Source organism: Actinotignum saccati (genome assembly GCF_051265055.1).
Taxonomy (GTDB): Bacteria; Actinomycetota; Actinomycetes; order Actinomycetales; family Actinomycetaceae; genus Actinotignum.
Genome location: NZ_JBOZCC010000005.1, coordinates 1 through 25,648, shown reverse-complemented (window position 1 = coordinate 25,648; position 25,648 = coordinate 1). Strand labels below are relative to the sequence as shown.

At 60.3% G+C, this 25,648-nt stretch carries 25 protein-coding genes, 1 tRNA gene and 1 riboswitch; of the genes, 12 read left to right on the top strand and 14 right to left on the bottom strand.

The annotated features are described in order from the left end of the window. Positions 1–256: 256 nt before the first annotated feature. The 6 genes from ACRQEC_RS05520 (at position 257) to ACRQEC_RS05495 (ending at position 6,795) form a co-directional block, all read left to right on the top strand. Positions 257–1,189 carry an ROK family glucokinase gene (locus tag ACRQEC_RS05520; RefSeq protein WP_087069989.1) on the top strand — a complete coding sequence of 311 codons (933 nt, stop codon included), beginning with the start codon at positions 257–259 and terminating at the stop codon, positions 1,187–1,189. Positions 1,190–1,363: 174 nt separating this feature from the next. Continuing rightward, on the top strand, positions 1,364–1,873 hold the full coding sequence (locus ACRQEC_RS05515; RefSeq protein WP_284890075.1) for a general stress protein: 510 nt from the start codon (positions 1,364–1,366) through the stop codon (positions 1,871–1,873). Positions 1,874–1,953: 80 nt separating this feature from the next. Next, complete coding sequence (locus tag ACRQEC_RS05510) at positions 1,954–3,306, top strand: DUF4921 family protein (RefSeq protein ID WP_435734858.1); 1,353 nt, start codon at positions 1,954–1,956, stop codon at positions 3,304–3,306. A 73-nt stretch (positions 3,307–3,379) separates the two neighbouring features. After that, positions 3,380–4,261, top strand: a complete 882-nt coding sequence (locus tag ACRQEC_RS05505) for a patatin-like phospholipase family protein (protein WP_284890076.1) — start codon at positions 3,380–3,382, stop codon at positions 4,259–4,261. 717 nt (positions 4,262–4,978) lie between these two features. Further along, positions 4,979–6,130, top strand: a complete 1,152-nt coding sequence (locus ACRQEC_RS05500; RefSeq protein ID WP_284890077.1) for a sensor histidine kinase — start codon at positions 4,979–4,981, stop codon at positions 6,128–6,130. Positions 6,131–6,132: 2 nt separating this feature from the next. Continuing rightward, complete coding sequence (locus ACRQEC_RS05495; protein WP_284890078.1) at positions 6,133–6,795, top strand: response regulator; 663 nt, start codon at positions 6,133–6,135, stop codon at positions 6,793–6,795. Between the two features lie 296 nt (positions 6,796–7,091). Here ACRQEC_RS05495 and ACRQEC_RS05490 read toward each other — a convergent pair whose 3' ends face one another. Further along, a complete protein-coding gene (locus ACRQEC_RS05490) occupies positions 7,092–7,724 on the bottom strand; it encodes a hypothetical protein (RefSeq protein WP_301575301.1) in 633 nt (210 codons plus the stop codon). Between the two features lie 418 nt (positions 7,725–8,142). Here ACRQEC_RS05490 and ACRQEC_RS05485 point away from each other — a divergent pair, with 418 nt between their 5' ends. Further along, entirely contained in the window at positions 8,143–8,349 is a 207-nt protein-coding gene (locus tag ACRQEC_RS05485) for a hypothetical protein (protein ID WP_284890080.1), read from the top strand. 53 nt (positions 8,350–8,402) lie between these two features. On the opposite strand, the gene ACRQEC_RS05480 is transcribed toward ACRQEC_RS05485, so the two are convergent. The 11 genes from ACRQEC_RS05480 to dcd all read right to left on the bottom strand — a co-directional run bounded on the left by ACRQEC_RS05480 (position 8,403) and on the right by dcd (position 20,302). After that, complete coding sequence (locus tag ACRQEC_RS05480; protein WP_284890082.1) at positions 8,403–9,047, bottom strand: ABC transporter ATP-binding protein; 645 nt, start codon at positions 9,045–9,047, stop codon at positions 8,403–8,405. After that, a complete protein-coding gene (locus ACRQEC_RS05475; protein WP_284890083.1) occupies positions 9,031–10,716 on the bottom strand; it encodes an ABC transporter permease in 1,686 nt (561 codons plus the stop codon). Before ACRQEC_RS05475 ends, ACRQEC_RS05480 begins: the two co-directional genes overlap by 17 nt. After that, on the bottom strand, positions 10,713–11,759 hold the full coding sequence (locus ACRQEC_RS05470) for a thiamine ABC transporter substrate-binding protein (RefSeq protein ID WP_284890084.1): 1,047 nt from the start codon (positions 11,757–11,759) through the stop codon (positions 10,713–10,715). The genes ACRQEC_RS05475 and ACRQEC_RS05470 overlap by 4 nt, the downstream gene beginning before the upstream one ends. A gap of 38 nt (positions 11,760–11,797) precedes the next feature. Continuing rightward, positions 11,798–11,908: riboswitch (TPP riboswitch) on the bottom strand. A 95-nt stretch (positions 11,909–12,003) separates the two neighbouring features. Continuing rightward, positions 12,004–12,273, bottom strand: coding sequence for a DUF4235 domain-containing protein (locus ACRQEC_RS05465; protein ID WP_284890085.1), 270 nt, complete (start codon positions 12,271–12,273; stop codon positions 12,004–12,006). A gap of 66 nt (positions 12,274–12,339) precedes the next feature. Further along, a complete protein-coding gene (gene mnhG / locus ACRQEC_RS05460) occupies positions 12,340–12,747 on the bottom strand; it encodes a monovalent cation/H(+) antiporter subunit G (protein WP_026428609.1) in 408 nt (135 codons plus the stop codon). Further along, complete coding sequence (locus ACRQEC_RS05455; protein ID WP_284890086.1) at positions 12,744–13,187, bottom strand: MrpF/PhaF family protein; 444 nt, start codon at positions 13,185–13,187, stop codon at positions 12,744–12,746. Before ACRQEC_RS05455 ends, mnhG begins: the two co-directional genes overlap by 4 nt. Continuing rightward, on the bottom strand, positions 13,184–13,819 hold the full coding sequence (locus ACRQEC_RS05450; protein ID WP_087069996.1) for a Na+/H+ antiporter subunit E: 636 nt from the start codon (positions 13,817–13,819) through the stop codon (positions 13,184–13,186). Before ACRQEC_RS05450 ends, ACRQEC_RS05455 begins: the two co-directional genes overlap by 4 nt. Then, positions 13,816–15,585, bottom strand: coding sequence for a Na+/H+ antiporter subunit D (locus ACRQEC_RS05445; protein ID WP_284890087.1), 1,770 nt, complete (start codon positions 15,583–15,585; stop codon positions 13,816–13,818). The genes ACRQEC_RS05450 and ACRQEC_RS05445 overlap by 4 nt, the downstream gene beginning before the upstream one ends. Beyond that, positions 15,582–16,256 (bottom strand): Na(+)/H(+) antiporter subunit C, encoded by a 675-nt coding sequence (locus ACRQEC_RS05440; RefSeq protein WP_284890088.1) that lies wholly within the window; start codon positions 16,254–16,256, stop codon positions 15,582–15,584. The genes ACRQEC_RS05445 and ACRQEC_RS05440 overlap by 4 nt, the downstream gene beginning before the upstream one ends. Next, on the bottom strand, positions 16,253–19,348 hold the full coding sequence (locus ACRQEC_RS05435) for a Na+/H+ antiporter subunit A (RefSeq protein WP_284890090.1): 3,096 nt from the start codon (positions 19,346–19,348) through the stop codon (positions 16,253–16,255). Before ACRQEC_RS05435 ends, ACRQEC_RS05440 begins: the two co-directional genes overlap by 4 nt. Before the next feature lie 354 nt (positions 19,349–19,702). Next, entirely contained in the window at positions 19,703–20,302 is a 600-nt protein-coding gene (gene dcd / locus ACRQEC_RS05430; protein ID WP_026428605.1) for a dCTP deaminase, read from the bottom strand. 250 nt (positions 20,303–20,552) lie between these two features. On the opposite strand from dcd, the gene ACRQEC_RS05425 reads away from it, so the two are divergent. Further along, positions 20,553–20,626, top strand: a tRNA-Gly gene (locus ACRQEC_RS05425). Between the two features lie 5 nt (positions 20,627–20,631). Here the strand turns inward: ACRQEC_RS05425 and ACRQEC_RS05420 are convergent. Then, positions 20,632–20,928, bottom strand: a complete 297-nt coding sequence (locus ACRQEC_RS05420; RefSeq protein ID WP_320756970.1) for a type II toxin-antitoxin system RelB/DinJ family antitoxin — start codon at positions 20,926–20,928, stop codon at positions 20,632–20,634. 176 nt (positions 20,929–21,104) lie between these two features. On the opposite strand from ACRQEC_RS05420, the gene ACRQEC_RS05415 reads away from it, so the two are divergent. Both ACRQEC_RS05415 and ACRQEC_RS05410 read left to right on the top strand, forming a co-directional pair. After that, positions 21,105–21,233, top strand: a complete 129-nt coding sequence (locus ACRQEC_RS05415; protein ID WP_284890092.1) for a hypothetical protein — start codon at positions 21,105–21,107, stop codon at positions 21,231–21,233. A gap of 276 nt (positions 21,234–21,509) precedes the next feature. Beyond that, positions 21,510–22,109 carry a hypothetical protein gene (locus tag ACRQEC_RS05410; protein WP_284890093.1) on the top strand — a complete coding sequence of 200 codons (600 nt, stop codon included), beginning with the start codon at positions 21,510–21,512 and terminating at the stop codon, positions 22,107–22,109. A 47-nt stretch (positions 22,110–22,156) separates the two neighbouring features. Here the strand turns inward: ACRQEC_RS05410 and ACRQEC_RS05405 are convergent, their stop codons facing one another. After that, entirely contained in the window at positions 22,157–22,522 is a 366-nt protein-coding gene (locus tag ACRQEC_RS05405) for a hypothetical protein (protein ID WP_284890094.1), read from the bottom strand. A 227-nt stretch (positions 22,523–22,749) separates the two neighbouring features. Here ACRQEC_RS05405 and ACRQEC_RS05400 point away from each other — a divergent pair, with 227 nt between their 5' ends. Both ACRQEC_RS05400 and ACRQEC_RS05395 read left to right on the top strand, forming a co-directional pair. Next, the gene (locus ACRQEC_RS05400) at positions 22,750–23,148 is read left to right on the top strand and encodes a hypothetical protein (RefSeq protein ID WP_284890095.1); all 399 of its coding nucleotides are present in this window, start codon (positions 22,750–22,752) and stop codon (positions 23,146–23,148) included. Positions 23,149–23,408: 260 nt separating this feature from the next. Beyond that, positions 23,409–25,648 (top strand): MiiA motif-containing surface protein (locus ACRQEC_RS05395; RefSeq protein WP_435730298.1); only part of this gene is annotated, 2,240 nt, incomplete at its 3' end.

The following is a 25,648-nucleotide window of genomic DNA, read 5'->3' as shown; positions in this document are numbered from 1 at the left end:
CGCAGATCCGCACGCCGGCGGTACCGGCCGCGGACCCTTCGACAAAGTTTCCTTCCAAGTCTGAACGATTCGAGAACCTATGTCCAATCGGCTCGCCCTTTCTTGAGTCCACCTAACTCAACCTTAGGGGCGCGGTTTTTATTCCCACCCACTTTTCGCGAGCTACGTCACGTCCTTGCGCGTCCTCTTTTTTCGGTACGACGACGCCGCTGCGCCATCCCGGAATCCGGCTGGCAAGGCCAGGTAGACTTGCACCATGACTCTGAGCATCGGTGTGGATGTTGGCGGCACGAAGGTGGCCGCCGGCGTCGTCAATGAACAAGGTGAAATTTTGCAGCGGGTCCGGCGCCCCACGCCGCGCCAGGATTCCGAGGCCTTTATCGCAACCATCGCCGCCTGCGTCAATGACCTCAAATCCTCGGGGGCTACCACCGTTGGAATAGGGCAGGCCGGCTATATCGCCGCGGATCGCGATACGTTGATCTACGGCACGAATGTGCCCCTACAGAACGGACGGCTCGGTTCACGTATCGCTGAGCTCACCGGCATGCCCGTCGTCGTTGAAAATGACGCCAACGCGGCAGCCTGGGCCGAATACCGTTTCGGTGCGGCCGCGGATGCAGAATCCGCCGTTGTGGTGACGCTCGGCACCGGACTGGGCGGCGGCATCATTATGAACGGGAATCTGCTGCGCGGCGCTTTCGGTTTCGGCGCGGAAATCGGGCATATCCACATGGTTCCGAACGGGCCACTGTGCGGGTGCGGATCGCGCGGCTGCTGGGAAGTGATGGGCTCGGGTAGCGCGCTGGTGCGTTTCGCCACCGAGCGGGCCGCGAATTACCCGAGCGGGGCTGCTCGCATTCTGGAACTGGGCGAAGGGCGCGTGACCGGCCCGGCCGTAACCGCGGCTGCCCAGGAAGGCGATGAGATGGCCCTCGACGTTTTCAACGAGCTCGCGCATTGGAATGCCATCGGTTTGGCGGATATGGCCACCATTTTCGATCCGGAAATCTTCGTGATTGCCGGCGGAGTGAGCGAGGCCGGTTCGCTCGTGCTCGATCCGCTGGTACGCGAATTCCCCGAAGTTCTCCCCGTGGCGAAATACCGGACGCTGCCGGAGATTCGCCTCGCGCGCCTCGGGAACGACGCCGGGATTATTGGCGCCGCGGATCTGTCCACGATTGAGTAACGTGGCTGGCTAGCCAGTGTGCGCGTGAGCTGCGCGCCCGCGCAGGCTAACACCATCCAGGCTGCGCGCCGGAATACGCTTCCCGGTTTCCACCGCTAGCGAGCATTTCCGGCGCGCAGCTGATTTTGTTTCGAGGGCGATTTTTCTGTCATAGGCCAGCTTTAGGATGAGCCTATGAATGAAAACATAACTACTGGCGCGTCCGCCACCGCGCGCGCCGCTGAACAAAGTGCCGCGGATTACCGCACCATTACGGAAGTTTCTGATTACCGACGGGCCGAACGCCTGGTAGATGCGCTCTCGGATGCCGGGTTCCCGGTGGAAAATGTGCGTATCGTCGGCGTGAATCTGGAAAGCGTGGAGCAGGTGACCGGGCGCCTGACTACCGGGAAGGCCGCGCTCTACGGCGCGGCGGGCGGGGCCTCCTGGGGCCTTTTCTTCTCCTTCTTCTTTATCCTTTTCGCGCCGGCCGTGGTGCTCTGGCAGGTGCTCCTCTTCGGGCTTGCCTGCGGGGCGGTGCTCGGTGCCATTATGGGCGCGATCTCGCACGGGTTTACCGGTGGGCGGCGCGATTTCGCTTCGGTGCGGGCCACCACCGCCAATTCATATGAGGTGCAGGTGCGTAGAGCCTTCGTCAATGAGGCTTATGCAACTTTGGCGCAGGCCGGGTATTCGGTGAGCTAAGAATTCAGCTTCACCGTGCTCGCAGCGGAGCTACCCACTACTATGGTGGGTGGCTCTGCTGCCGAACGTGAGGGGAACTTATGGTTGTACGCCACGAAATCCGCCCGCCTATTACCCGGCTTCCGGACGGGACCATCAAACAGATCAACCCGTTTTCCGGTACCGAAGTGTGGACCCAGCCGGGCCGTGCTAACCGGCCTCTCAAGGCGGAAGTTCCCATCGCGGAACCGCTGAGTGCGGACCATCCGGAATACTTCTGTTCTTTCTGCGCGGATCGGGTCCTGGAAACACCGCCGGAAAAGGCACGCATCGTCGGCAACCCCGCCACGGGCGAAGCTCGGATCACCTATGATGCCCCGGTGGATTCCCTGGCGGACCCGTGGGATTTCCGGCGAGTTCCCAATCTTTTTGAGATTGTTCCTTTCCAGTACTGGACCACCAACTACCAGTACGAACTCACCACCCGCCGCCAGGATGCTTTTGAGCGCTACACCTCGGATGCGGCCGGGCGCGCCCACGTGCTTTCCGTGGCTCATAACAAGGCTATTGCCTCAGGCATGGATGAGGATGCCTGGAATGCACTTCCGGAGCGGGAGCGCCTCTTGAGCGCGCTACCGTTCTACGGGGGCGGGCATGACCTCATTATCGGGCGCCACCACTATGTGCCGGGTTCGGATTCCACCGCGAATCGGGCCGGCTCGGGTACCCTCACTCCAGCTGAGCACTACTGGTACTTCCTGCTTACCGCGGATGCGATGCGCGATTTGTACGAGCAGAACCGCTACGTCAAATACGTGCAGGTCTTCCAGAATTGGTTGCGGCCGGCCGGGGCCTCCTTCGAACACCTCCATAAGCAGCTGGTCTCCATTGATGAGCGCACCGTCAATCACCGCTACGAAGTGGACCGGGTGCGCGATAACCCCAATATTTTCAACGAGTACGGGGTGGATTACGCCGGCTACCACAATCTCGTTATCGCGGAAAATAAGTACGCGGTGGCCTACGCTGGGTTCGGGCATCGCTACCCCACGCTCGAAGTGTGGTCGCGTTCGGAAGCCTCCCAACCTTTCGAGCACACCCGCCATGAATTGCGCGCGGTTTCGGATCTGGTGCATGCCATGCACGCGGCCACCGGCCCGGATATTCCCACGAATGAGGAATGGTATGCGCCTTCGCGGGATATGGAAGTAGCAACCCCGTGGCGGGTGCTCCTCAAGTGGCGCACCTCCACCCTCGCCGGTTTTGAAGGCGGCACCAAGATCTACGTCAATACCATTGACCCGTGGTCCTTGCGGGATCGGGTGGTTCCCCGCCTGCTGGAGCTGCGCGCCGAAGGTGCCATTGCTTCCACGATCAATATCGCCACCGAATGCAGTTGCGAAGTCAATTCGCTGCGCTACGGAATGGGCGAATCAGGAGTGCGCGGCAGGTAGTGTGGGCCGCGGCTGGAGCCATCTTCGCTCGCGGCCGCACCCACTCCAACCTGGCGCGTAGAGAGGAGACCCTATGTCTCGGATTGCTGAGACCGCCCTCGTTTTTGAGGGCGGTGGTATGCGCGCGAGCGCCACGGCCCCGGTAGTTATCAAACTCATCGAGGCCGGTCTGGAGTTCCCGCATGTTTCGGGGATTTCTGCTGGTTCCAGCCACGTGGCGAATTACCTCAGCCGCGACCCGCTGCGGGCCCGGCGTTCTTTCGTGGAATTTGGGGCAGATCCGAATATCGGGAACTGGCGGACCTTCCTCAGCGGCAAGGGCGCCTTCAACTCGGATTACATCTATCTTCACACGTCACGCCCGGGCCAGGCCCTTCCCTTTGATTTCAAGACTTTCCAGTCCACGCCCGGAGATTTCGATATCAGTGCTTTTCGTTTGAGCGACGGCGCCGCCGTGCACTGGCACCGCGGCGATATTAAGGTTCTTGACGACCTGTTGGTGCGGGTGCAGGCTTCCTCAACAATGCCCGGCATTATGCCTTTCGTAACGCTCGACGGTGAGCTTTATGCCGACGGCGCGCTCGGGCCATCCGGGGGTATACCTATTGATGCCGCTGAGGCTGCTGGCTTCGAGCGCGCCGTCGTCATTATGACGAAACCGCGCGATTACGTGCGCCCGGCACCTTCCCGAAAGGCAAGTGCGCTGATCCGGGCGGCTTTCCGCAAACACCCCCACCTCGTTACCGCGCTGGAGGAACGTGCGGCCAAGTACAACGCTACGCGAGCCCATCTTTTCGATCTGGAAGCGCAGGGGCGGGCCTACCTCTACTTCCCGCGCCACCAGCTAACTTCCAACCGGGAGACCAATGTGGCGAAACTGGAAGCCTCTTTCGCGGCCGGCACCACCCAGATCAACGAGGACTTCCCCGCTATCCTGCGCTTCCTCGGGGTTTAGCGATATGCTGCTGAACCCCGAGCGAATCTGGCTTCGCTGGCACATGCCGTAAAGCCAAGCGCAGGGGTCTCAGTCACTCACGCTGATCTTGCCGCCACTTTGCGTGCAATGCGAAAACCAGTGGCATCACAACAACCAGCATGAGGCAGTACCCGATCAAGTCCGAGCCGTAGTCAGCCATTAAGGTTGAGAATTGCGCCTTGTTCTTTAGGTACATCCAGATAAAGAAAAGACCCGACATCAGGCAGATAGACACCAGGGTAACGACGTAAACCCTCAGCCAATCTTTGCTATAGAAGAGCTTCCTCATTGAACTGCCCACCTACTCATTCCGTCGATAATCAACATTTGAAGCGTACCTCAGCGCAGGCGCTTGAGGATACCGACGAATGTCGGTCAGTTACGCCAGTGTTCATCCGTGAAATTCTCGAGATCGCAGATAGACTCAAGAAATCTACCGCGTCGAACCGAAAGGAGAATCATGCCAAAATTAGGTATCGCAGCAATCATAGGCGCATTAGTTTTTTCCATCACGGTACCTCCCTCCACTTCTGTGGCCAGCACCGGAATGGTAGCGCCTCACAGCGTTGAGGTAGCCTCCACAGACCCGCACCGCTACAGCCCCCGGGCCATTCCCCCCGGATTATGCTTCCTATTCCCCAAACTATCCGGGTGTGAGAAATATCGACCGCGGTAAGAGCGAGAAACTGCTTCGTAATGATTCCTCATCCACCCCCTGGCCACACGGTATCCACTACGGAACGACGACTGTTATTCACTATCGGCGCCGTCATCATCGCAGGGATTGATATCTTCAGCGCAGGGTTAGGCTTGTACGCTTTTGATATCAACTCCTTTTTACTGTATTTCGGATTGTGTACGCTATTTGCTTTAGCCGGATTCTTCCGAGTTTGCGAGTTTCTATTTATAGCCGGTTACGTTACCGCTAACGCGTGCGATTTAGTTGACACATTCGCTATGCTTGGTTTCGGCGTACCCGTCGTACTGGTGATGTGGATACTGCGATCATGGATTATTCCAGCCATCGCTGCCATGACTATCGAGGCGGCGGTCGCGGTAACGCTCGGTCCAACACCTAGGTTACAAATACTTAGCTCAATAATTATAACTGTCCTCACTTTGGCAGTTGGTTTGTCCTTGCGATGGCAAAATAATCGCCGCATTTTCGCGGAAGCCAAAAGGGAAGAAGCCTTTGAAGCCGTAAGACAAACTCGCCAGGAGTTAGCACGTCAGCTACATGACACTACAGCGAAGGACCTGGCTCATGTTGCGATCCTTGCCCAGGATCTTGCTATTAGGCACCCTGACCTATCCGATGAATTAGGCACCCTAGTTGAGATTGCTACAAGCGCCTCCAGGCGTATCCGTCCGATCATCATCTCCATGGATACAACGGCAACCGAAACTCCACTGTCCAAAGTGGTCACCCAAGTGTCCAATATGTTGAGTACCCGAGATATTACTTTGGAAGTCAATATCACTGGCGATATTGACACTCTAACGACGCGTCAGCAGCGCCGTACGGCGGCTTTAGCAATTCGCGAATGTGCTTCTAATATTCTTAAATACGCGCCTATAGGCTCGGAAGCAAATCTCGTCATAGAGGTATCAACGGCGCCTGATCTGCTCGCACTTTCACTAAGTAATCTGATCGCTGCACAACCGCCAATTTCGCATATGAGTAGTGGATACGGTCTAGCAAATCTCGCTAACCGAATCAGAACCGAAGGTGGCACAATGCAATCTAGCGCAGTAGATCAACAGTGGATAACCTATATAACTCTACCCGCCCACACATCTGTCACTTCAGAATCCCCGAGCATGAAAACAGAGACACCGAAAGAGTAGGCATGGGTAACATTAGAATTTTACTCGCCGATGATGATCCTATTATCCGCGAAGGTCTCTCACGGCTACTCAATGAACAAGAAGGTCTGGCTGTAGTTGCTACTGCTACTGACGGCGCACAAGCAATCGATCAACTCCGTCACCGGAATGTGGACCTGGCTCTTCTCGACGTGGACATGCCAGTCATGAGTGGAATCGAAGCTGCTAAACGTATTAGCCAGGATTACCCCCACATCGTGATCGTTATGCTTACCGTATTCGAACACGAAGATTCTCTTGGTGAAGCTATTGGTGCTGGTGTACGCGGTTTTCTCACTAAGGACATCATCGCTCCAGAACTCGCTCAACTAATCCGCAAAGCATACGGTGGGCAGCAAGTCATGGCACCCCGCCCCACGGAAATCCTGATTACTTCCTACGAGAAGCTCCAGCAGAACAAGGAAGAATACGCGGACTTCGTTGCAGCAGTTGAACAACTCCCGGAGCACTTGCGTGCCGTCTTCCATTTACTTCTCCAAGCTCTGGCGAACAAGAATATTGCCCGACAAACCGGACTATCCGAGACTACTGTGCGTTCCTATGTTTCCGATATCCTCGCCCGCACGGGGTGCGCAACGCGTGCGGAACTAGGGATCACCGCTATCAAAGCCGGAATCATGGGGTAATGCACGAAACTCGCGTGTCGAAGTGGTCGAGATCTTCTCGTCTACCTTTGCGAAAGAAAACCTGGACCACCCAACCAATCACGAAACGAGACCTGCTTAAATATCATCATATTTTCGACCGCATAAAATATCTTCCCATCCACGCCATAAGAACACTCCAGATATTGCTGCGGTAAAGATTACTGGGGAACTCCATACCACGTTACCCGTACGGCAATAAAGTATCAAACTTGATACTCCTATTGCCCCACCCGTAGCGATAAAGAACCTAATCATTCGTTGCAGGTGTTTCATTTTCAACACACACTATCCCAATTGATGATTGGGGCGCCGATAATTGTTACCGCATCGCAAGCTATCCCAAGCGCCGGAATTAGGTGCATTGGGCCACACACACCGCCAGCCCACGCTAGGCCAAACACCACTTGCCCAAAGTACGATTTACCACACTGCGCACGAGTAGACGCCGCAATAATTGTAATTACGTTACCTTCTATTACGAAGAATTGGTTAGGTGTTGCACCTCCATTTGTCGCATCTAAATACGCGACTTCAACTCCATATTTATCACGCCAACTGATTTTAGTCCCATTAGCATCCACAGTTAGCGTATCCCCGTCTACGAGGCTAGCCACAAAACGTGGCGTTGCTTCTACATTTTCGACGTAACGAATTGACCTTTCTCGATCTGGGGAAACCGAGTTTCGCTGCACGTTATTAGAATCACGCCCCAGCTTATCCATATTCGCAGTCGCGATATATGAGGAAATTGAATCGGATCCGCTACTGGATGGCGCCCGGAAGGCATTTTCATAACCTCCGTGGATTGTTGACATTTCGGAGGCTGAAGCTACACCTACGGCCGCAAACGATAAAACAGATGCGGCGATATTTGCCGTTGCAATTCGGGTAATTCTATGCAATTTCATTTCTTTATTTCCTTTCAATACGGACTGAATGGCATAGGCAGATACGCAGCTTATATGAACGTACTGCGGTTACCTTTGGATGTATTCCTATTTAAACACTGACAGCCACGCCTGCAACACCGATAACTGTCAGTATTCCGTTTCGCCATTTATCAGTAGAATGTCCGCTTCGGCAGAAAAGTAGTCCAGAACCACCGCTATCCGTAGCCCCACTGCCACCTACTGATTTAGGTAAAAATACCGACACTTGTCGGTACCCGGAAGTAGCCACGCGTGGTTAACTGGCATCATCTCTCAAAGGAAAGCAGCACCCGTTTTCTCACGGTGCTACCCGTCCTCCGTCGAGGGCGCATACCCGAATATCGAGCGCAAGTTAAACCTTGCGCTCGGTACGAAACTAATAGATATGGAACCGCTCATGACTGACAAGACTAGAGCCCGTATGGCGGATATCTGCGCCGGATTACTTGCTTTGCTTGTGGCTTTCCTGGCCAAAGAGCCGGGCTGGAATATGCATAACGGCTTGATATGGTTCGCGGTCTTCGCTGCCACGTATGTCGCGCTACGCCTATCCTTCATGCTTCCCGGAATTATCCAGGGTGTTCGTCAAGCAAAGGACGACTAACCGTACTGTTCCGGGAGCTTAGCGAACCGGAAAACGCCGCGAACCCGCACCACCTACTCCGAACCGGCAACCAGCCGCCCGCTATCCATGCGCACCACCCGGTCGGCAACGGTCGCCGCTTCGGCATCATTGTGGGTCACGTAGACCGCCGTCGTGCCGGCCTTTTGCAGCACCCGGCGCAGGAATACCGCCAGGTCCTGGCGCAGGCGGGTATCGAGGGCGGAAAGCGGTTCGTCCAGGAGCAGCACCCGCGGGCGCGCCGCCAGGGAACGCGCCAGAGCCACCCGCTGGGCTTGCCCACCCGAAAGAGTCGTGACCGCCCGCTCGGCATAACCGCTCAGTTCCACCAGCTCCAGCCAGCGCTCCACCTCCGCCGCCACCTCGGCGCGCGAACGGCCCTTCTCGATCCCGTAGGCAATATTCCCGCCCACGCTGCGATTCGGGAAAAGCTGCCCGTCCTGAAAAACCATGCCCACCCCGCGCCGGTGGGTAGGAACCGCCGTCATATCAGCGCCGTCGATAAGCACCTGCCCGCGCACTGCCTCCAGCCCGGCGATTCCGCGCAACAGCGAGGATTTCCCCGAACCGGACGCCCCCAGCAGCGCCACGGTCGTACCCGACTCCACGCTCAGATTCACGCCGCGCACCGCCTCGAAACCGTCCGGGTAACGCACCGATACGTCACGAAGTTCTAACACGAAGCTTTCCTTTCTGCTGCGTTAATAACGACGACGCAGCCCCGGCAGGCGCCGCCATTTCACTCAGCGCCATGAGCCCCCCGGTGACCGTACCGAGCACCACCGCCCCGGCCATTGCGGTCCCGTAATTTTCCGCCCCGGGCCTCCCCAGGAGCTGGCCGATCAGGACCGGAAGCGTGGTGGAATCACTGGTGGCCAGGAAGGACGTAGCGCCGTATTCCCCTAAGGAAATGGCCAGGCCAAAACCTGCCGCCACCGCGAGCGCGCGGGCGGCCAGTGGCAGGTCAATACTTCTCCAGACCCGCCCCGGGCCGGCCCCCAGGGTGGCGGCGGCCTCGCGCAGGCGCGGGTCAATGGCCCGCACCACCGGGAGGATCACCCGGGCCACGAGGGGAAGAGCCACCACCGCTTGGGCAACCGGCACGAGCACCTGCGCGGAAGGCACGAGCATGCGGATAGTGAGGAATAATCCGAAACCGACCGTCACCGCGGAAACCCCCAGCGGCAGCAGGGCGATCCCTTCCGCGGCCGCACTCACCGGCCGCGGCGGGGCCCACGGGGAAGCCAGCGCGAAAGCCAGCAGCGCCCCGAGCATCAGGGCAAGAACAGCAGCGCTCAGTCCCGTTGTCAAAGAATTCCGGAGCGCATCGGAAGCCGAGACCCCCGAGAATCCGGAAGAACCGATGAGATTGCGGTAGTTCTCCAGCGTCCAGGTACCCGAACGCTGGAAGGAACGCGCCACCAAGGTGAGGATCGGTGCCCCGATAAGGAACATAACGGTAGCGGCGCTGATGAGCAGCGCCGGAATATCACTCGGGCCCATTTTCCTCCGGGCGGCCGGCCGCAGGCGCAGCGCCGCGGAGGTGCGCCGGGTAGCCCGGGCCGCCACCGCGGTGGCAATCCCAACGATCACCACTTGCAGCAGCGAGAGCACCGCGGCAGCCCGTAAATCAAGGAAGGTGGTGGTCTGCACCCAGATTTCAGTTTCGAGGGTGCCGTAGCCAGGCGCACCTAAGGTTTGCACGATTCCGAACGACGTCGAACAAAATAAAAAGACAATAGCCGCGCCGGAGGTAATAGCCGGGGCCAATTCCACAAGGGTGACGGTACGGAAAGCCCGCCACGGGGAGGCGCCGAGAATACGGGCCGCCTCCGCGTGCGGGGGCAGCGCCGCCCACAGCGGCCCCACCGTCCGGGAAATCACGGCGGTATTGAAGAAAACCATAGCCGCGACCACCGCCCACGGGCTGGAATCCCAGCCGAGGAAACCGTAGGGGCCGTCCGCGCGCAGCAGCGCCCGGAACGCGGTACCCACCACCACGGTGGGGAGCACGAAAGGCACCACCACGAAGGCTCGCACCACCCGCACCCCGGGCAGGCGCAGCCGGTAAAGCACATAGGCCAGGGGAAGTCCCAGCACTACCGAGCAGGCGGTGCTGGCCGCCGCCATCCACAGGGTTTGCCCGGCAACTTTCCAGGTGCGCGGGCGGGTGAGCTCGGCGGCGAAACCCGCGGTATCCACCCCGGCCGGGGTGACGAGCCCGCGCGCGAGCATCGCCACCACCGGCCACAGGAAGAAGACCACGAGGAAAAATAGCGGGACCGCGAGCGCGAGGGCAACCACCAGGGAAGCTCCGCGCGGGCGCGGGATACGGAATGAGTTACTCACATTCCCGCGGTGTCACGCCAGGCGCGGATCCATTCGGCGCGCTGGGCGCCCACTTCTTTAGCATCCAGCACGATGGGGTCCTTGACCCGCGGGGCGTGCTGCTGCCAGCTCGCGGGCAGCTCCACATCGGCCACCGGGTACACGTACATCGACTCCGGGATAGCTTTCTGCACATCCTCAGAAAGTAGGAAATCGATAAAAGCCTGCGCGCCTTCCGGGTTCTCTGCCCCGCGCAGCACCCCGGCGTATTCCACCTGGCGTACGCAGGTCGATTCGATCACGCCGGTGCGCCCGCTTTCAGCAGCCGGGGAGGAAGAATAGGAAACCACCAGGGGGTAGTTTCCCTTGCCTTCCGAACCGGAAAAATCAGTGTAGTAGGCATCCGTCCACGAACCGGAAATACGGGTGCCGGCCCCGAGCAGCTGGCCCCACAGCTGGGAAAGCCCATCCGTTCCCCCGGCAACATGGGCGGTGGCGGCTAGGAAAGCCAGCCCGGGTGAGGAAAGCGCGGGATTTTCCACCGCGAGTAGCCCGGCGTATTCGGGGCGGGAAAGATCCGCGAAGCTCAGGGGCGGAATCATATTTTTCTGGGTGAACCACTCGCGGTCGTAATTCACGCAGACTTCGCCCTGGTCGATGGGATTGAGTTTCCCTTCCAGGGCGGTCACCCCCGCGGGGAGCTTCGGGGAAGAATAATCGGCGATGGTATGACCATCGAGCGCCTGGTAGGCGGTGTAGGTATCCACCCCGAACACCATATCCGCGCCGGGTTTGCCATCCGCCAAGACCAATTGGTTAACAACCTGGCCGGTATCCCCGGGGGCCGATTTCACGATGGTGTACCCGGATTCTTTCTCGAAGCGGGCAATGAGCTCATCGGGCAGGTTGAATGATTCGTGGCTGACCACCCGGACGGTGGTGGGCTGATCGCTCGCTGCCGGAGAGGCGGCGTCGTCGTTCTTTGAGCAGCCGGCCAGGGCCAGTGCCGCAACCATCGCGGCGGCCGCAAGAACGCGGGCGCCGTGCCTATTTTTCTGGACCATGCATCCTCCTCAGGATATAAGGAGGGTCTCCGCGGTGCGGAGGAGAGATCTCGACTCCCTTCGCCGGTACTAACCGGATCAGGTTCGAGGGTCTGCGTGCCGCGTGCCGGCCGCACTCTCAGCGCTGCTGCGCTCCCCTGTCGTGCCGTCCAGTCTAGTACGGAGGTCCCGTATTTTCACGCCTGCGGTCCCGAACCGGAACCGGATCGGCGCCACGCGAAGGCGAGGCACCGCCGCGCGAACCTTAGGCCCGGGCGCGTGCCTGCGAATCGATCACTTCGCCCTTGCCGTACCATTTGGCGGCCTGGCGCTGGGTGAGCTGGGAAACGGCCGCGGCCACCCCGGCGGACACCACCGCGAAAATCATCGCGTCCACGAGCGGCGCGTTCGGATCCTCCGAATCGGGGATCTCCCGCCCGGAAATGCCCTTCCACACCACGTCCACGATTTTATTGGCGACGATCCCCGAGAGCACGCCCACGCCCGCGCTCACAACTTTCCAACCGATATCCATAACGTCCCTTTCTTCGCGCGGCGCGGCCCCGGCCAGATGCGGCCGGTCACCCGGCACCGCCCTCGATCATGAGTGCGCGGAGGTGCTCCCCCGCGCGGAATTCTTGTCCTGTCCAGAACTATTATGACTCAGACCACGCCCGAAGCGCAGGTCCTCGCGCAATTCGTCCACGACCATGGCATCCGAATCGATGCGGCCGGTGCGGTACCCCGCGCGCGACAGCATATGCGCGGAAATGGGCGAGGTGATGAGCTGGCAGCCGATCACGAGGAGCAGCGTCCACGTCATTGACGGGTCACGCACCAGGCAGGCCGCGCCCAGGCAGCCCATGATCAGGGAGAGAACCTGCGGTTTCGTGGCTACGTGCAGGCGCGTCATGAGGTCCGGGTAGCGGAACATGCCGATGGCGGCCACGAACGTGAGGGTGGCGCTGGCCAGCATCAGCGCGGCACCGATAATATCCCAGGGGCTCATGGCCGGGCTCCTTCCTGCGCGCCCGCGGTATCTGGTTGCGCACGGCCCACGGTATCCGGTTGGGTGCGGGTAGCGGCGGGCGGCTCGCGGTCCGGATCGTGGGCGGGGCTTTCGTCTTCTTCTTCGTCGGTTGTTTCGCGTTCGTTCGCTTTTTCGAGGCGCCGCATTTCCTTCGGGTCGTTTTGGTCCACGGGCCGGATGAAGCGCGCCACGGCCACGGATCCGAGGAAACCAACAATGGCGACGACGACGAATACCGCCAGCAAATCCGCTCGCCGGGTCACCGCCGCGAGCAGGCAGAGCGCCCCCACCATAATCGACGTGATCACATCGAGCGCCCCCACCCGGTCAAGGACCGTGGGACCTTTGACGATGCGGACCGTCACCAGCAGCGCGGAGATAGTCAGGAGCACCCCGCAAATCACCATCACAATAATCACCGTTCACCTCCGGAACTATCGGGAGCGAAGGGAACGGGCAAGCGCCCGGCCTTGGGGCTGGACCCGGGCACGAATCCGGCCTGCACCAGCTCGCTGCGGGAGGCGAAGGCGCGCAGCACTCGCTCTTCCAAATCGAGTACCGATTGGTGCGCGGCGCTCACGCCCCCGGCCATGCCCACGTCGAAGACATGCACGTAGAGGGTGCCCGTGGCGGCGTCGGTATCGATGACGAGCGAGCCGGGCACCAGGGTGGACATCCCGGCAGTAATAGCAAGGTAGGCATCGGAGTGGGAGCGCAGCCGCACGCGGATCACCGCGCCGCGCGGGGTGGCGCGCCGCAGGATAAACCAGGCTTGCTGCCAGGAGGCATGCACGAGGTCGCGCACGAAAATCGCAACGAGCCGGATCACACCCCAGATGCGGAACCGCCCGTCGAAGGAGGCGGTGGGGAACGGCGCCACTTCGGTCACGAGGAGGGCGAGGGCAAAACCGGCCACAATATTGGCGGCGCTCACCTGCCCCCACAGCAGCACCCACACAATGGTCAGCCACACCAGCACCCCCAGGGAGGCGCTCGGGAAACGGCCTTCGCGCCGGGTGACCAGGCGGATTGCTTCACTATCGCGACTCATTGCTCACCTCCGGAAACTGTGGGAACGGGCGTGGGTGCGGTACCTTGCGCGGGAACCGCCGCGGGCGCGGGTGTTGGGAACGACGGCGCACCGCTCGGCACGGGTGCGCCGGTCGGCACCAGTGTGGCCGCGGGCGTGGGACTCGGGGAGCGCAGCAGGCGCGGACTTTCCTTCGGTTCGGGAGTTTGGGTGAAGGTGCCGGTATCCGGGGTGGAATCCTCGTGGGGTACCACGGTTTCTTCATCGACCTCCGGGGAAATCCCGGTACCGCGATCCCAATCGGGAAGCACCGCGCTGATATAGGGGGTGCGGGCTTCCAGTTCGGCGGCGGCGCCGTCGGTAAACGAGCGCAGCGGCGCGGCCGCGAAGGTAATACCCAGCATGACCGCGATGAGCCCGGAGGCGGAAATCACCATGCCGCTCGGGTAGGTGGTGGAGGGCAGCTCCGCCGGAGCTTCCTGCCAGAAAGCCATATTCCAGGCGCGAATCACGGCGTAAAGCGTGAGCAGCGAGGTGACCAGACCGGCCGCGATGAGCACCCAGTCAATCGGAGTCCCGCGCGCGGCACTCGCTTCCAGCAGCCCCACTTTGCCGAGGAATCCGGATAGCGGCGGAATACCGCCCAGGGAAAGCGCGGGAAGGAAATAGAGAACCGCAACCACGGGGGCCGCGCGCATAATGGAGCCGAGCCGCACGAGCGACGTCGTTCCTGCCACCCAACCGATGAGGCCCACCACCAAGAACAGCGCGGTTTGCACCACGATATGGTGCACGGCGTAGAAAATCGTGGAGGACAGCCCCGCTTCGGTGGAAATGGCGATACCCCAGATGAGGTAGCCGATATGGCTGACCAGGGTGAAGGAAAGCAGACGTTTAATATTTTCCTGCGCGATCGCGCCGAGGATACCGATGAGCATGGTGGCCACCGCGAAGCCGGCGAGGATATCGTCCAGGCGCCCACCCGGGAAAAGCAGCACCTGGGTGCGGATAATCGCGTACACGCCCACTTTGGTGAGCAGGCCGGCGAATACCGCCGTGACCGGGCCGGATGCGGTGGGATAGGAGTCGGGCAACCAGGCGGCCAGCGGGAAAATCGCCGCTTTCAGGCCGAAGGCCACGAGGAAGAGGATCTGGAGGACCATGCGCATTCCCGGGTCCACCTGCGGGAGTTTGACGGCCAGGTCGGCCAGGTTCACGCTGCCCACCGCGGCGTACGTGAGGCCCAGCGCGGTGAGGAAGATGAGGGAGGAGACCATGGAGACGATCACGTAAACCGAGCCGGAGCGCATGCGTTCGGCCGTGCCGCCCATGGTGAGGAGCACGAAGGAGGCGGCCAGCAGGATCTCAAAGCCGACGTACATATTGAACAGATCGCCGGTGAGGAATGCATCGGATACCCCGGCGGAGAGAATCATGAAGGCCGGGTAGTACACCGAGGTGGGGGCGCCGCGTTCGCCGTCTGCCACGCCCTGGAACACCGAGTACACCAGCACGATGAGGGTCACCGTAACCGAGGTGGTGAGCATGATGGTGGAGAGCCGGTCGGCTACCAGGGAAATGCCCACGGGCGCCGCCCAATTGCCCACGTCCAGGGTGATGGGGCCGCGCGCGGAAACGAAAAGCAGAATGACCGCCACCACGAGGACGATGGAGAGCATCCCCACCGCGGTCCAGGCCTGCACGCGGCGCCGGCGCGGAATCGCCAGGAGCACCCCGGCGGCCAGCAGGGGCAGCACAATGGGAACGGCCAGCAGCCAGGAAATCATCGCCGCGCACCTCCCGTATTGCCGTTACGCCCCGCGGTTCCGGTGCCGCGCGGGTGCCCGGTGCGTCCCGCGTTCCTACCGTTCGCGCCGTTCGCGCCGTTCGCGCCGTTCGCACCGTTCCCCAGCGAGCCGTCCACGCCGTGGGTCGCGTTCGGGTTGGCCACGTAGCGGTGCCGGCGGCGCTTGGGGTGCCGGCGGTTCCAGCGGCCCAGGCGCCCGAAACGCGGGGCCGGGGTATCGGTTTCGTCGCGGAATTCCGCGGAGGTTTCCTGCAAGTCTGTTCCCACTTCGGATCGCTGGCTGCTTTCTTCCAGTTGCTGGCGTACGGCGACGGCGCGGTCCTCCACGTCGTCGCGCACTTCGTCATCATCGCGCAGCTGCCAGGTGCGGTAGGCCATGGCCAGCAGGAAGCCGGTGGTGGCCAAAGTAATCACAATGGCGGTGAGCATCATGGCCATGACCAGCGGGTCCGCCCACAGGTCCGGCGAGCCGTTGCCGATAAAGGGCGGGTTGCCGGTGCGTCCGCCCGCGATGAGGAAAAGAATATTGACGCCATTGGAAAGGCAGCCCAGCCCGAGGATGACCCGCGAGAGGGAGCGCTCCAAAATAAGGTAGACGCCTACCGCAACGAAAACCCCGCACATGAGGATGAGGGCGAGAGATACGCTCATTGCTGCTCTCCTTCCGTTGCTGCATCGCGCTGTTCGGCGGCCATAGCCAGGCGTTCGGCTTCCTGTTGCGGGGAGGTGCGCTCGCTGAGGCCGGCCTGGGATTCCATTTCTTCGCGCAGGTTCTGGCGGGCGTCGTGGGAGGGTTCGATGCGAATATCGGCGTCCCACACGCCTTCTTCCATTTCCCCGTGCCGGTCAATTTCCGCGCCGAGGGACCGCAGAATTTCGGCTACCAGACCAACAACCGCGATATAGACGCCGGTGTCAAAGATGAGCGCCGTCGTAAAATGAACGTCCCCAAAAATCGGAAGTACCATATCGATTTTCGCGGTTTGCAGCGGGCTGCCGCCCAATAGGATCGGGGCGAGCGAGGAAAGAGTAGCCAGACCCAGCCCGGTTCCCAGCAGATGAGCGGGGAGGATGGGGAGGGTGGCGCCCAGTTCGAAACGCCCGCCGGCCAGGTAGCGCAAGGTCAGCGCGATGCCGGCGAGCAGCCCGCCGGCGAAGCCACCGCCCGGCATATTGTGCCCGGCGAAAAGGAAGAAGAGGGAAATAATGAGGATGGTGTGGAAGACCAGGCGGGTGCCGATTTGCAGCATCATCGGGCGGGAGGCCACGCCCGGGCGGTTCGCGGAGGCGAGCCAGACCCGGTTGCGCCCCGAACGCCGCGCTTCTTCTTCCGCGCGCACCGAGTTGCGCACGTATTCCGCCGGGTCCTCGCCCAGTCGCCGCCAGCGTTGCGCCCGTTCACTTTTCGCGCCGAGGATATTGCGCAGCCGGTCCGTGCCGCCGAAACGGTCACGCACGAAGAGGAGGGAGGCGATGCCGACGGCGCAGACCACCAGCACGGAGGTCTCACCCATGGTGTCCCACGCCCGGATATCCACGAGGGTGACATTGACGATATTGCGCCCGTACCCGAAGCGGAAGCCTTCGTCGGCGAAGAGCTCCGAAATTGGGGCGTGGGTGCGCACCCCGGCCGCCAGGTAGGCGAGCCCCGCGAAAAGCAGCCCCATGATGGCCGCGAAAACGATGCGGAAGCGCTGGGTGCCTTTGGTGCGGCGGGAAGAGAAGTAGGAGGGCAGGCGGCGCAGCACCAGCACGAAGACCACGAGCGTGAGAGTTTCGGAAAGCACCTGGGTGAGAGCCAGGTCCGGAGCCCCGTAGATCTCGTAGGTAAGGGCAACAGCATAGCCGCCGATTCCCATGAGAATCACGGCTTTGAGACGGTGGCGGGAGGCCGCGGCGAGCAGCACGCCCAGGCACCCCACAACCGCCACCGCGGCCTGCGCCCAGCTATCGAAGAGCCGCGGCACCACCAGGGTGCCCACCGGGTTGGTCAGCAGCGCGATTCCCACGGTGATGAGCAGGAACCAGAAAATGGTGAGGAGGTAGGTGGGAAGCGAACCGGATTGGGTGCGGGCGGTGACGGTCATGGAGAAACGCTCGGTGCCCGAAACGATGCGCTGGTAGGCTTCCTCGGCGCTGGTGCGGATGGCGTGGCGCTGGGTGAAGGCAGAAATGCGGTGGCGCTGCCAGAAGAGGAGGCAGCCGGCCGCGAGGATGGCGAGGGTCACCAGGAAGGGCCCGTTGAAGCCGGACCACAGGTGCAGGTGGCCCTGGTAGGGGGCCAGCACCGGGTATTGGGCCAGGTACTGCTCCAGGAAGGTGCTGATAGGCGTGGTTGCGAGCCCGGCCACCAGGCCCGCCGTCGCCAAAATCCCCACGGGCCAGATCATCACCGCGGAAACGTCACGCACCTCGGTATCTTCCACGCGCGGTTTGCGCATGAACGCGCCCCACCAGAAACGCAGGCCGTAAGCCACCGTGAGCGCGGAGCCCACCGCGATGAGCACGAGCACCGCAATATCGGTGGCGCTCCCGCCCCACAGCGCACCGAGTGCCCCTTCTTTGGCCACGAAAGCGGCGAAGGGCGGGAAGCCCATCATGGAGGCATCCGCCATCCCGGCGAAGGTGGCGACCGCGGGCATATTGCGGCCCACATTGGATAGTTCGCGCAGGTCACGGGTGCCGGTGCACACGTCCACGATGCCCACGGAGAGGAAGAGCGCGGATTTGAAGAGGGAGTGAGCCAGCAGCAGCATGAGCCCGGCCAGCAGCATCGCCGAATCTCCGTAGCCGACGAAAAGAATAATGAGCCCGAGCTGGGAGACCGTGCCGAAGGCGGTCACCAATTTGATATCGGTTTGTTTGAGGGCCCGGTAACCGCCCAGCAGCACCGTGTACGAGGCGAGGATGATCACCATCCAGTGCCAGGCGGGGTTATGCGCGAAACCGGGGGCCAGGCGCGCCACCAGGTACACCCCAGCTTTGACCATCGCCGCGGCGTGCAGGTAGGCGGAAACCGGCGTGGGCGCGGCCATGGCGGCCGGCAGCCAGAAATGGAAAGGCACCAGGGCGGATTTGGAGAAGGCCCCGATAAGTACAAGTACGACGGCGCTCGTGAGCAGCGCGGAATTCCCCGGGGAAATCGTTGCTTCGTGGGAGGCCACCACGAGCTCGTGCAATGAGAAGGAGCCCCCGGGCATAACGCCCAGCATGGTGATTCCGCCCAGCATGGCCAGCCCGCCGGCCGTGGTCACAATAATGGCCTGGAAGGCCGCGCGCCGCGAGGATTGGCGGTCGGAATAGTGGCCGATGAGGAGGAAGGAAAAGACGGTGGTGAGTTCCCAGTAAATATAGAGGGCGATGGTGTTATCCGTGGTGACCAGGCCGAGCATGGCGCCGGCGAAAGCCACGAAGATCGCGCCGAAGCGGCCCAGGTAGGAGGCATCGCGTTTGAAATACCGTGCCGAGTAGAAGAGCACGGCAGCGCCCACCCCGGTGGCGATGAGGGCGAGGAGGAGGCCGAGGGCGTCGATGCGGATATCGAGGTCCATGCCGAGCTGGGGCACCCAGGTGAGGGACTGCTGGTAGATATCACCGCGGAGGATGCGGGGAATGAGGCTGAGGAGCCAGAGGAAGGTGCCGGCAGGGAGGAGGGCGAGGATCGCGAAGCCGAAACGCCCGCGCTGCATTACGAGCGGTGCACACAGCGCCCCCACCACAAATAGCAGGAGCACATATGCCACGGCAGCCTCCGTCCCTTCGACCTTGTGATGCACGCGGGGTGCGCTACGTGCTCTACGTGCGCCGCGTGCCGAACATACGCCACAGAGCCCCTCCGCGGGTGACCTGGCGCGATGCAGCTGGTAGGTGCGGGCGCCGGTTTCTTAGGCGGTGGAGCTCGTTGTTAACGCATGGAACATCATTACAGTAGCGAAAATATGCGGGAGTGTCCCGTGTTTCCGCTCTCGATGAGACCGCGCGGCCGGCGCTTGCTTTGGGAGCGCGAGGCTTGCTAAGGCCGGCGCGCTCCGGGCGCGTTTTGCTGGGTGCGGGGCGCTCCGGGCGGTACGCCAGGTGCGTTGTACTAAGGCTGGAGTCTAGTTATCGGCTTCCGGATAGTGGGTCACGTCGATACGGTGGAAATTAAGGTGGGAGCGCGAGGCCGTGGGGCCACGCTGACCCTGGTAGCGCGAACCACTCGCGCCGGCTCCGTAGGGGTTATTGGCCGCCGAGGAGAGCTGGAAGAAGCAGAACTGGCCCACTTTCATGCCCGGGTAGAGCTTAATCGGCATCGTTGCCGTATTGGAGAGCTCAAGGGTGACATGCCCGGAGAAGCCCGGGTCGATGAATCCGGCAGTGGAATGGGTGAGGAGTCCCAGGCGCCCGAGGGAGGATTTTCCTTCCAGGCGAGCTGCGACGTCGTTCCCCAAGGTGACCTGCTCAAAAGTGGAGCCGAGCACGAACTCTCCCGGGTGTAAAACGAATTCGCCGTCGGCCGGGACTTCTACCAGGCGCGTGAGGTCGGACTGGTCTGCGGCAGGGTCGATGACCGGGTATTTGTGGTTATCGAAGAGACGGAAGAAGCGGTCGAGGTGAATATCGATGGAGGAGGGCTGCACCATCGCCGGATCCCAGGGGTGCAGGGCGATGCGGCCCTCGCTCACGGAACGCAAAATATCAACATCGGAAAGTAACACGCCTAGATTCTGACACGCCCGCGCGGGTGGGCGCTACCCGCGCGGCGGTATGTGGAGTAATTGAAGCAATTTGGGCGCGCTTCCGCGCAGCGAGTGCTGGACCGCACGTGCCGCGGAAACTGAACAACACCTGCCGCAAGCACTAAGCCGCGGGCGCGCTTTGCGCTGGCGGGGATGGCACGCTAGGATAATCACCTAGTGATTCTTTCGCGCTACGGTTCGGCCGCTTGCGTGAGGTTTCACCGCTCTCGCGGGCGTAGTTCATCGGTAGAATGGCAGCTTCCCAAGCTGCAGAGGCGGGTTCGATTCCCGTCGCCCGCTCCAGTTTCTCACGCCAAGGCCGCTTCAATGAGGTCGCGGCCAGTCGCATAACTTTTACCGCTGCCCGAGGCAATCATTTCTTGAGTCTCACGAATAGCTCGAAAACTCTCCTCGTTTGGACGCTTGTAATCGAAGGACAAAGGAATCGAGTTAGTGTTCACCATTTCAGTGAAAAACGCTCGCACAACGGACGATAGGTCGAGTCCATAGGATTCCACGACACTTGCCGCACCATCCTTCAATTCGCTATCAAGACGGATAGTAAGACTACTCGACGCCATTTCTCCTCCAGATGTTGATCGCACTGACAGTTTATGATGTTTGTCAGTGCATCAGCAAGCATTTAGGCGCGCCGTCTAGCCACCACGAAACACAAAAGTTCAACGCCCCCCATAGCGATACTCATTACCGGTACCAAACGAGAATTGCGGTTTAGAATCAAAGTGTCAGCACTACCACCCATATCCAAGGAGGGATGACGGTGACCAAGGAATTCACAGAATCTAACAAGCTCGATGGGACCACAGCGCCAGACGATGCCGAGCTCGCGAAGGTCTCAGCCGCACTCATAAGAAAAAATGCGCGCGCATATGAGGAACTGGCCAAGTGAAATACCTAAGTAAGCGGCAGATCTTCCTGATTCACCGCCCGTGCGTCCCCGCCCCAGTCGTGGTACATTTACATCAATCGTTCAGCCCGCTGCGACCTTCGATTGCAGACGGGCTGGATTTCTTTCCACTCAGACCGCGTCCGAGCTTTCCCACCACAACCCCAACCGCTAAAATTCATCGGTGTCCGCACGCTGTGGGCCCGCGCTGCACGGTGCCAGCATCGGTCACGCCAAGCGCGGCTACAGTTTGAAAACAGGCAGAAAAGGGACAACCGCATGGATGAGGAGAAGGCCATCGGCACTGAACAGCCGCGCGGGAAGCGGCGCGGCTGGCTGCCGCTATCCGATACGCTTTCGCTGATTTCGGTGGTTATCGCCGTGGCCGTGCTCGGCTTGAATATTTACGACCGCCACGAAGCGATCAAAGCCGAGCAATTCTCCCAGGCCAACCAGGCCTTCACCCAAAATAAGATCACCGCGGAGGAACACCGCACCGACACCGGGAAAATCGGCCGGCAGATCACCTCGAGTTTCCACAACGCCTCCCCCAACCCGGTTTTCGACCTCACGCTCGCACTGCCCGCCCCGCTCGACGGCCTCACCATCTCCGCCGACCACTATCACGAATTCCGGCAAACCGCCGCCGGCTACGAAATCACGTTCCCCACGCTCCCGCCGAAAGAAAAAGCCGAGTACGTGGACACCTACGGCGACGCCCTTTTCGGCGACCGACCCCCGCGCACCGTCATCAACGAAAACTTCCGTTTCTGTTTCACGGACGTCAACGGCCAGCGCTGGCTCGCCGACCATCGCGGCGCCCAGCGCATTTCGTCAACAACGCAGTGCATTCCCGATAAGAACGACGACGCCGCCTAGCCCGCCGCCAGTACATGCGGCTGTGGAAGGCCGGCCCGCGCAGCCGGCTATGCAGCCACTCCGGATGAGTCCTCTATTTTGAGCGTGTACATCGTCGAAAAAACGGTGAGCGACAGCACCAGCAGCACGATCAGGCACACCCCGGCCACCGGAAGCAGAATCATGCGATCCACGGACTTCACCACGAAGGGCAGGGCCGCCACCGCGCCGAATAGCACAATGAGGCCAATAATGACTCCCTTCTTGAGGCGATAGCTGAGATAGATGTCGCTCTCCTCCGCCGCGGAGAAAGATACGGGATTACTCTTGAGGGGAACCAGCGTTCGCACCTGAGCAACGCAGGCGCCGTCGTTCACCTCAAAAACATTATCGCGTTCGGGAAGTAGTACCTCCGGGCATCTCTTTCCGTTCACGCTCAAATAATGGCGGCTCCTGTCATCAAAGAAGGACCACCGCCTTCTCACATGTAGCCGTGCCATGACCCGCACCTCCTCGTGCCTACATAACCTCGCCCCTACATAACACTGTTACGCATAATTTTATCGCATTCACTCCGCGCCGTATTCAATTTAATTGTTCCGCTGTGGCCGGCGGCCCTCTTCCCCTCTAGAATTGGAGGAAGAACCAGGGAGGAGACCGCATGCGCGATATTGCACCCTATTCACAACGCAAGCATTACGAACTGCCCTCTTCCCTGGCTGCGCTTCGCGGCCCCGGCATGGGCGGCACGCTTTATCTCGACCATTCGATTATCTGGGCACCAAATTCCCAGACGATCCATCTTGAAAGCAACGGCCTCATCAAGCGCGGTTATACAACGTTGATCAACGAGGGAACCACAGAACAGCAGGAGCGCTGGCTAAATCGGGAGCTCCTCATGCGGGTCTGGCCAACACTTAGCTTGCCGTGGCGCGTCTACGAGATGTGGGAATCGAAATTCCCGGAACTGCCGGAGAATCGGATCTTCCACGGAAAACTTGGAAATTCAACGCAATCCTATGCTCAGCGGTATACGAGATTGTCCACATCAACCCCATAGCCATTTTATTTCAATAGCCACCAGCGCTCCGACCACCAAGCATCACACCACCATCACCTACCCACCATTTCACATCAGCTCAGTCACGCTCCACCCCAATAAGGCACGACGACGCCACACTCCCACTACGACCTGGTCATACGTCACAGGAAATCGGTTTTCAACCCTCTGACCTGCGGATTAGAATAATGATACGAATTCTCTATTCAAATCAATGTTGTATTCATTGTTCAACGATTGGGAAATAAGGAAGGGATCTCGTGACCTCTTTTCGTAAGATAGCGGGTGCCACCCTGGCGGCCACCCTTATATTCTTCGGCGGCACACCCGCGCTCGCCGATCCAGCCTCCCCCGCGGGAGCTTCCAGCGCCGAACAAGCCAACTCCGCAAAGTTCGGCGGTGCCATCGCAAAGAACTTCTTCTTAGTCAATGGACTGACCGAGGCTGAGGTGATTGACTCCGTCAAGGCTCAGCTCACCAAAAACAACCTGAATCCCGATGAGTATGAGTTCACGGTAAAGAACCTCAGCGAAGCCAACGCTAACTCCTACGGCCCAAAGCGTAAAGATCGCGTTAAGGACGTACCGGTTATCGTGGCCAAGAAGGGGACTCAGGACACCTTCGACACTTACAACGTCAAGGTTTTCTACTACGCTCCACCGTTCGCGTTCCGGGAGGAAAACCCGGATCCCCAAAAGGGTGCCCCTCAAAATCAAAGCACCCATAACGCGGGCAAAATGACGGTTGCCGATCCGAATAGTTACACCCTGTCCGCGGATCAGCAGGCAAAGATTGTTGACGCTTTCCTCAAGAACAACCCCGCCCTCGGTCTCACCCGTGATCAGGTCACCGTGGATGACCAAGGAAAGCTCACTATTGCGAACAAAGCCGGTGAAGACGGGTTTAGCGTCGTCGTTCCCAGCAGCGAATCCGTGAGCGTTATCGGGAAGGTTCCCAATATTCTGGTCTTCCTCGATCCTTCCACGAACACAAACCAGAACAAACTGAAGTCCACCCCCGTACCTCCGGTAACAGTTACTCTGAAAGCCGATGACTACAGCAAGGGTAAGCTCTGGGGAACTAACGCCCCGGGCCAGGGCGAGGCGTGGCCAGCTACGAAACAGCTTTCCGGGTTCGACCTCAAGCTCGCCGGCAATACCGCCGTTATCTCCGGTCAGTATGACGCTGGTATCTCCAATTCGATTGGCGGTAAGCGTTTTATCGGAATCCGTACGGACAAAGCCGACGATATGCGCTACACCCAGTCCTTCTCGAATCTGTTTAAGGTGCGTGTTCTTCCCACGAAGCAGGACACTCTCATCCGCAGCCTGGATACCGACGCGCCTTTCACCCCCGAAGATGTGAAGGGGCTTATAGATGTGGATTACGGCAAGCTCGGAATTCTCAAGTACGGGGACGACGCGGGACTTTCTAAGCAGGATGTTCACAACGAGGTCAAGGGCAAAATCACCAAGAATATTGAGGTTCCCGGGATCAGCCACGAACCCGGCACCCAGGAATTCCCCGGCACGCTCACAACCGACCTTGGTGCGGTCTCCCCGAAGCTGACCGCCACCATCATTTACTACACGTCCAAGATTTCTGAGACAGCAGTAACTGACCCGAATAACCCGACGCCCGGCGAACAGGATGCCATCAAGGCCAAGGTCAAGGAACTCAACCAGCTCAAGGACACGGACAAAGTCACCGTGGACAAGGAAGGCAATGTCACGATTGTCTTCAACCGTAACGGCAAGGAACTCGGCACCAAGACCTTCAAGGCGCCGCTCGTCACGCCTTCATACCCGGATTCCAGCGGCAAGTCCGGTTCCACGGTTGAGGTTCCGATCTCCACGCCGGAAGGCTTCACTTTCCCGGACGGTTCCACGTTTAAGGTCGACGGCGAAGCTCCCGCTGGACTCACTGTTGGCAACGACGGCAAGATTACCTACCAGATCCCCGAGGATAAGGAGACGGGCGATGTGACGGGCACTGTGCTCGTCACGATTCCCGGCCAGCCCGATCCGGTGAAGGTTCCCTTCAAGATCGCTGTCACCAAGCCGAAGATGGCAGAGAAGATCACTTTGAAGGATCCTGACATCACCGGCGTTGTTGACCTCGATAAACTCACGCCCGAGGAAAAGACCAAGGTTAGCGATGCTATCAAGGCTAAGAACCCGGACCTGCCCACGGATGCCAAGATCACTGTCTCCGACAATGGCACTGCAACCGTGACCTACAAGGACGGCTCCTCAACTACTTTCACTCCGGACAAGACGGTTCGCCAGCTCAAGGACAATGAGAAGATCAAGATCAACGACCCCGAAATCACCGGTGTTGTTGATGTCAATAAGCTGACCGATCCCGAACGCGAACAGGTCAAGAAGGCCGTCGAGAAGAAGAATCCGAAGCTCCCCGAAGGAACCACGATCACCGTCTCCGAAAACGGCACGGTCACCGTAACCTTCCCGGACCAGTCGACGGCCACGATCACTCCGGA

Excerpts from the sequence above, each read along its gene's own strand:
- ACRQEC_RS05495 (WP_284890078.1), top strand. The coding sequence starts at position 6,133 with ATGGGTAACATTAGAATTTTACTCGCCGATGATGATCCTATTATCCGC.
- ACRQEC_RS05400 (WP_284890095.1), top strand. The coding sequence starts at position 22,750 with ATGCGCGATATTGCACCCTATTCACAACGCAAGCATTACGAACTGCCC.
- mnhG (WP_026428609.1), bottom strand. The coding sequence starts at position 12,747 with ATGAGCCCCTGGGATATTATCGGTGCCGCGCTGATGCTGGCCAGCGCC.
- ACRQEC_RS05440 (WP_284890088.1), bottom strand. The coding sequence starts at position 16,256 with ATGAGCGTATCTCTCGCCCTCATCCTCATGTGCGGGGTTTTCGTTGCG.
- ACRQEC_RS05445 (WP_284890087.1), bottom strand. The coding sequence starts at position 15,585 with ATGATTTCCTGGCTGCTGGCCGTTCCCATTGTGCTGCCCCTGCTGGCC.
- ACRQEC_RS05520 (WP_087069989.1), top strand. The coding sequence starts at position 257 with ATGACTCTGAGCATCGGTGTGGATGTTGGCGGCACGAAGGTGGCCGCC.
- ACRQEC_RS05465 (WP_284890085.1), bottom strand. The coding sequence starts at position 12,273 with ATGGATATCGGTTGGAAAGTTGTGAGCGCGGGCGTGGGCGTGCTCTCG.
- ACRQEC_RS05490 (WP_301575301.1), bottom strand. The coding sequence starts at position 7,724 with ATGAAATTGCATAGAATTACCCGAATTGCAACGGCAAATATCGCCGCA.
- ACRQEC_RS05515 (WP_284890075.1), top strand. The coding sequence starts at position 1,364 with ATGAATGAAAACATAACTACTGGCGCGTCCGCCACCGCGCGCGCCGCT.
- ACRQEC_RS05505 (WP_284890076.1), top strand. The coding sequence starts at position 3,380 with ATGTCTCGGATTGCTGAGACCGCCCTCGTTTTTGAGGGCGGTGGTATG.
- ACRQEC_RS05450 (WP_087069996.1), bottom strand. The coding sequence starts at position 13,819 with ATGAGTCGCGATAGTGAAGCAATCCGCCTGGTCACCCGGCGCGAAGGC.
- ACRQEC_RS05470 (WP_284890084.1), bottom strand. The coding sequence starts at position 11,759 with ATGGTCCAGAAAAATAGGCACGGCGCCCGCGTTCTTGCGGCCGCCGCG.
- ACRQEC_RS05500 (WP_284890077.1), top strand. The coding sequence starts at position 4,979 with ATGATTCCTCATCCACCCCCTGGCCACACGGTATCCACTACGGAACGA.
- ACRQEC_RS05510 (WP_435734858.1), top strand. The coding sequence starts at position 1,954 with ATGGTTGTACGCCACGAAATCCGCCCGCCTATTACCCGGCTTCCGGAC.
- ACRQEC_RS05410 (WP_284890093.1), top strand. The coding sequence starts at position 21,510 with ATGGATGAGGAGAAGGCCATCGGCACTGAACAGCCGCGCGGGAAGCGG.
- ACRQEC_RS05485 (WP_284890080.1), top strand. The coding sequence starts at position 8,143 with ATGACTGACAAGACTAGAGCCCGTATGGCGGATATCTGCGCCGGATTA.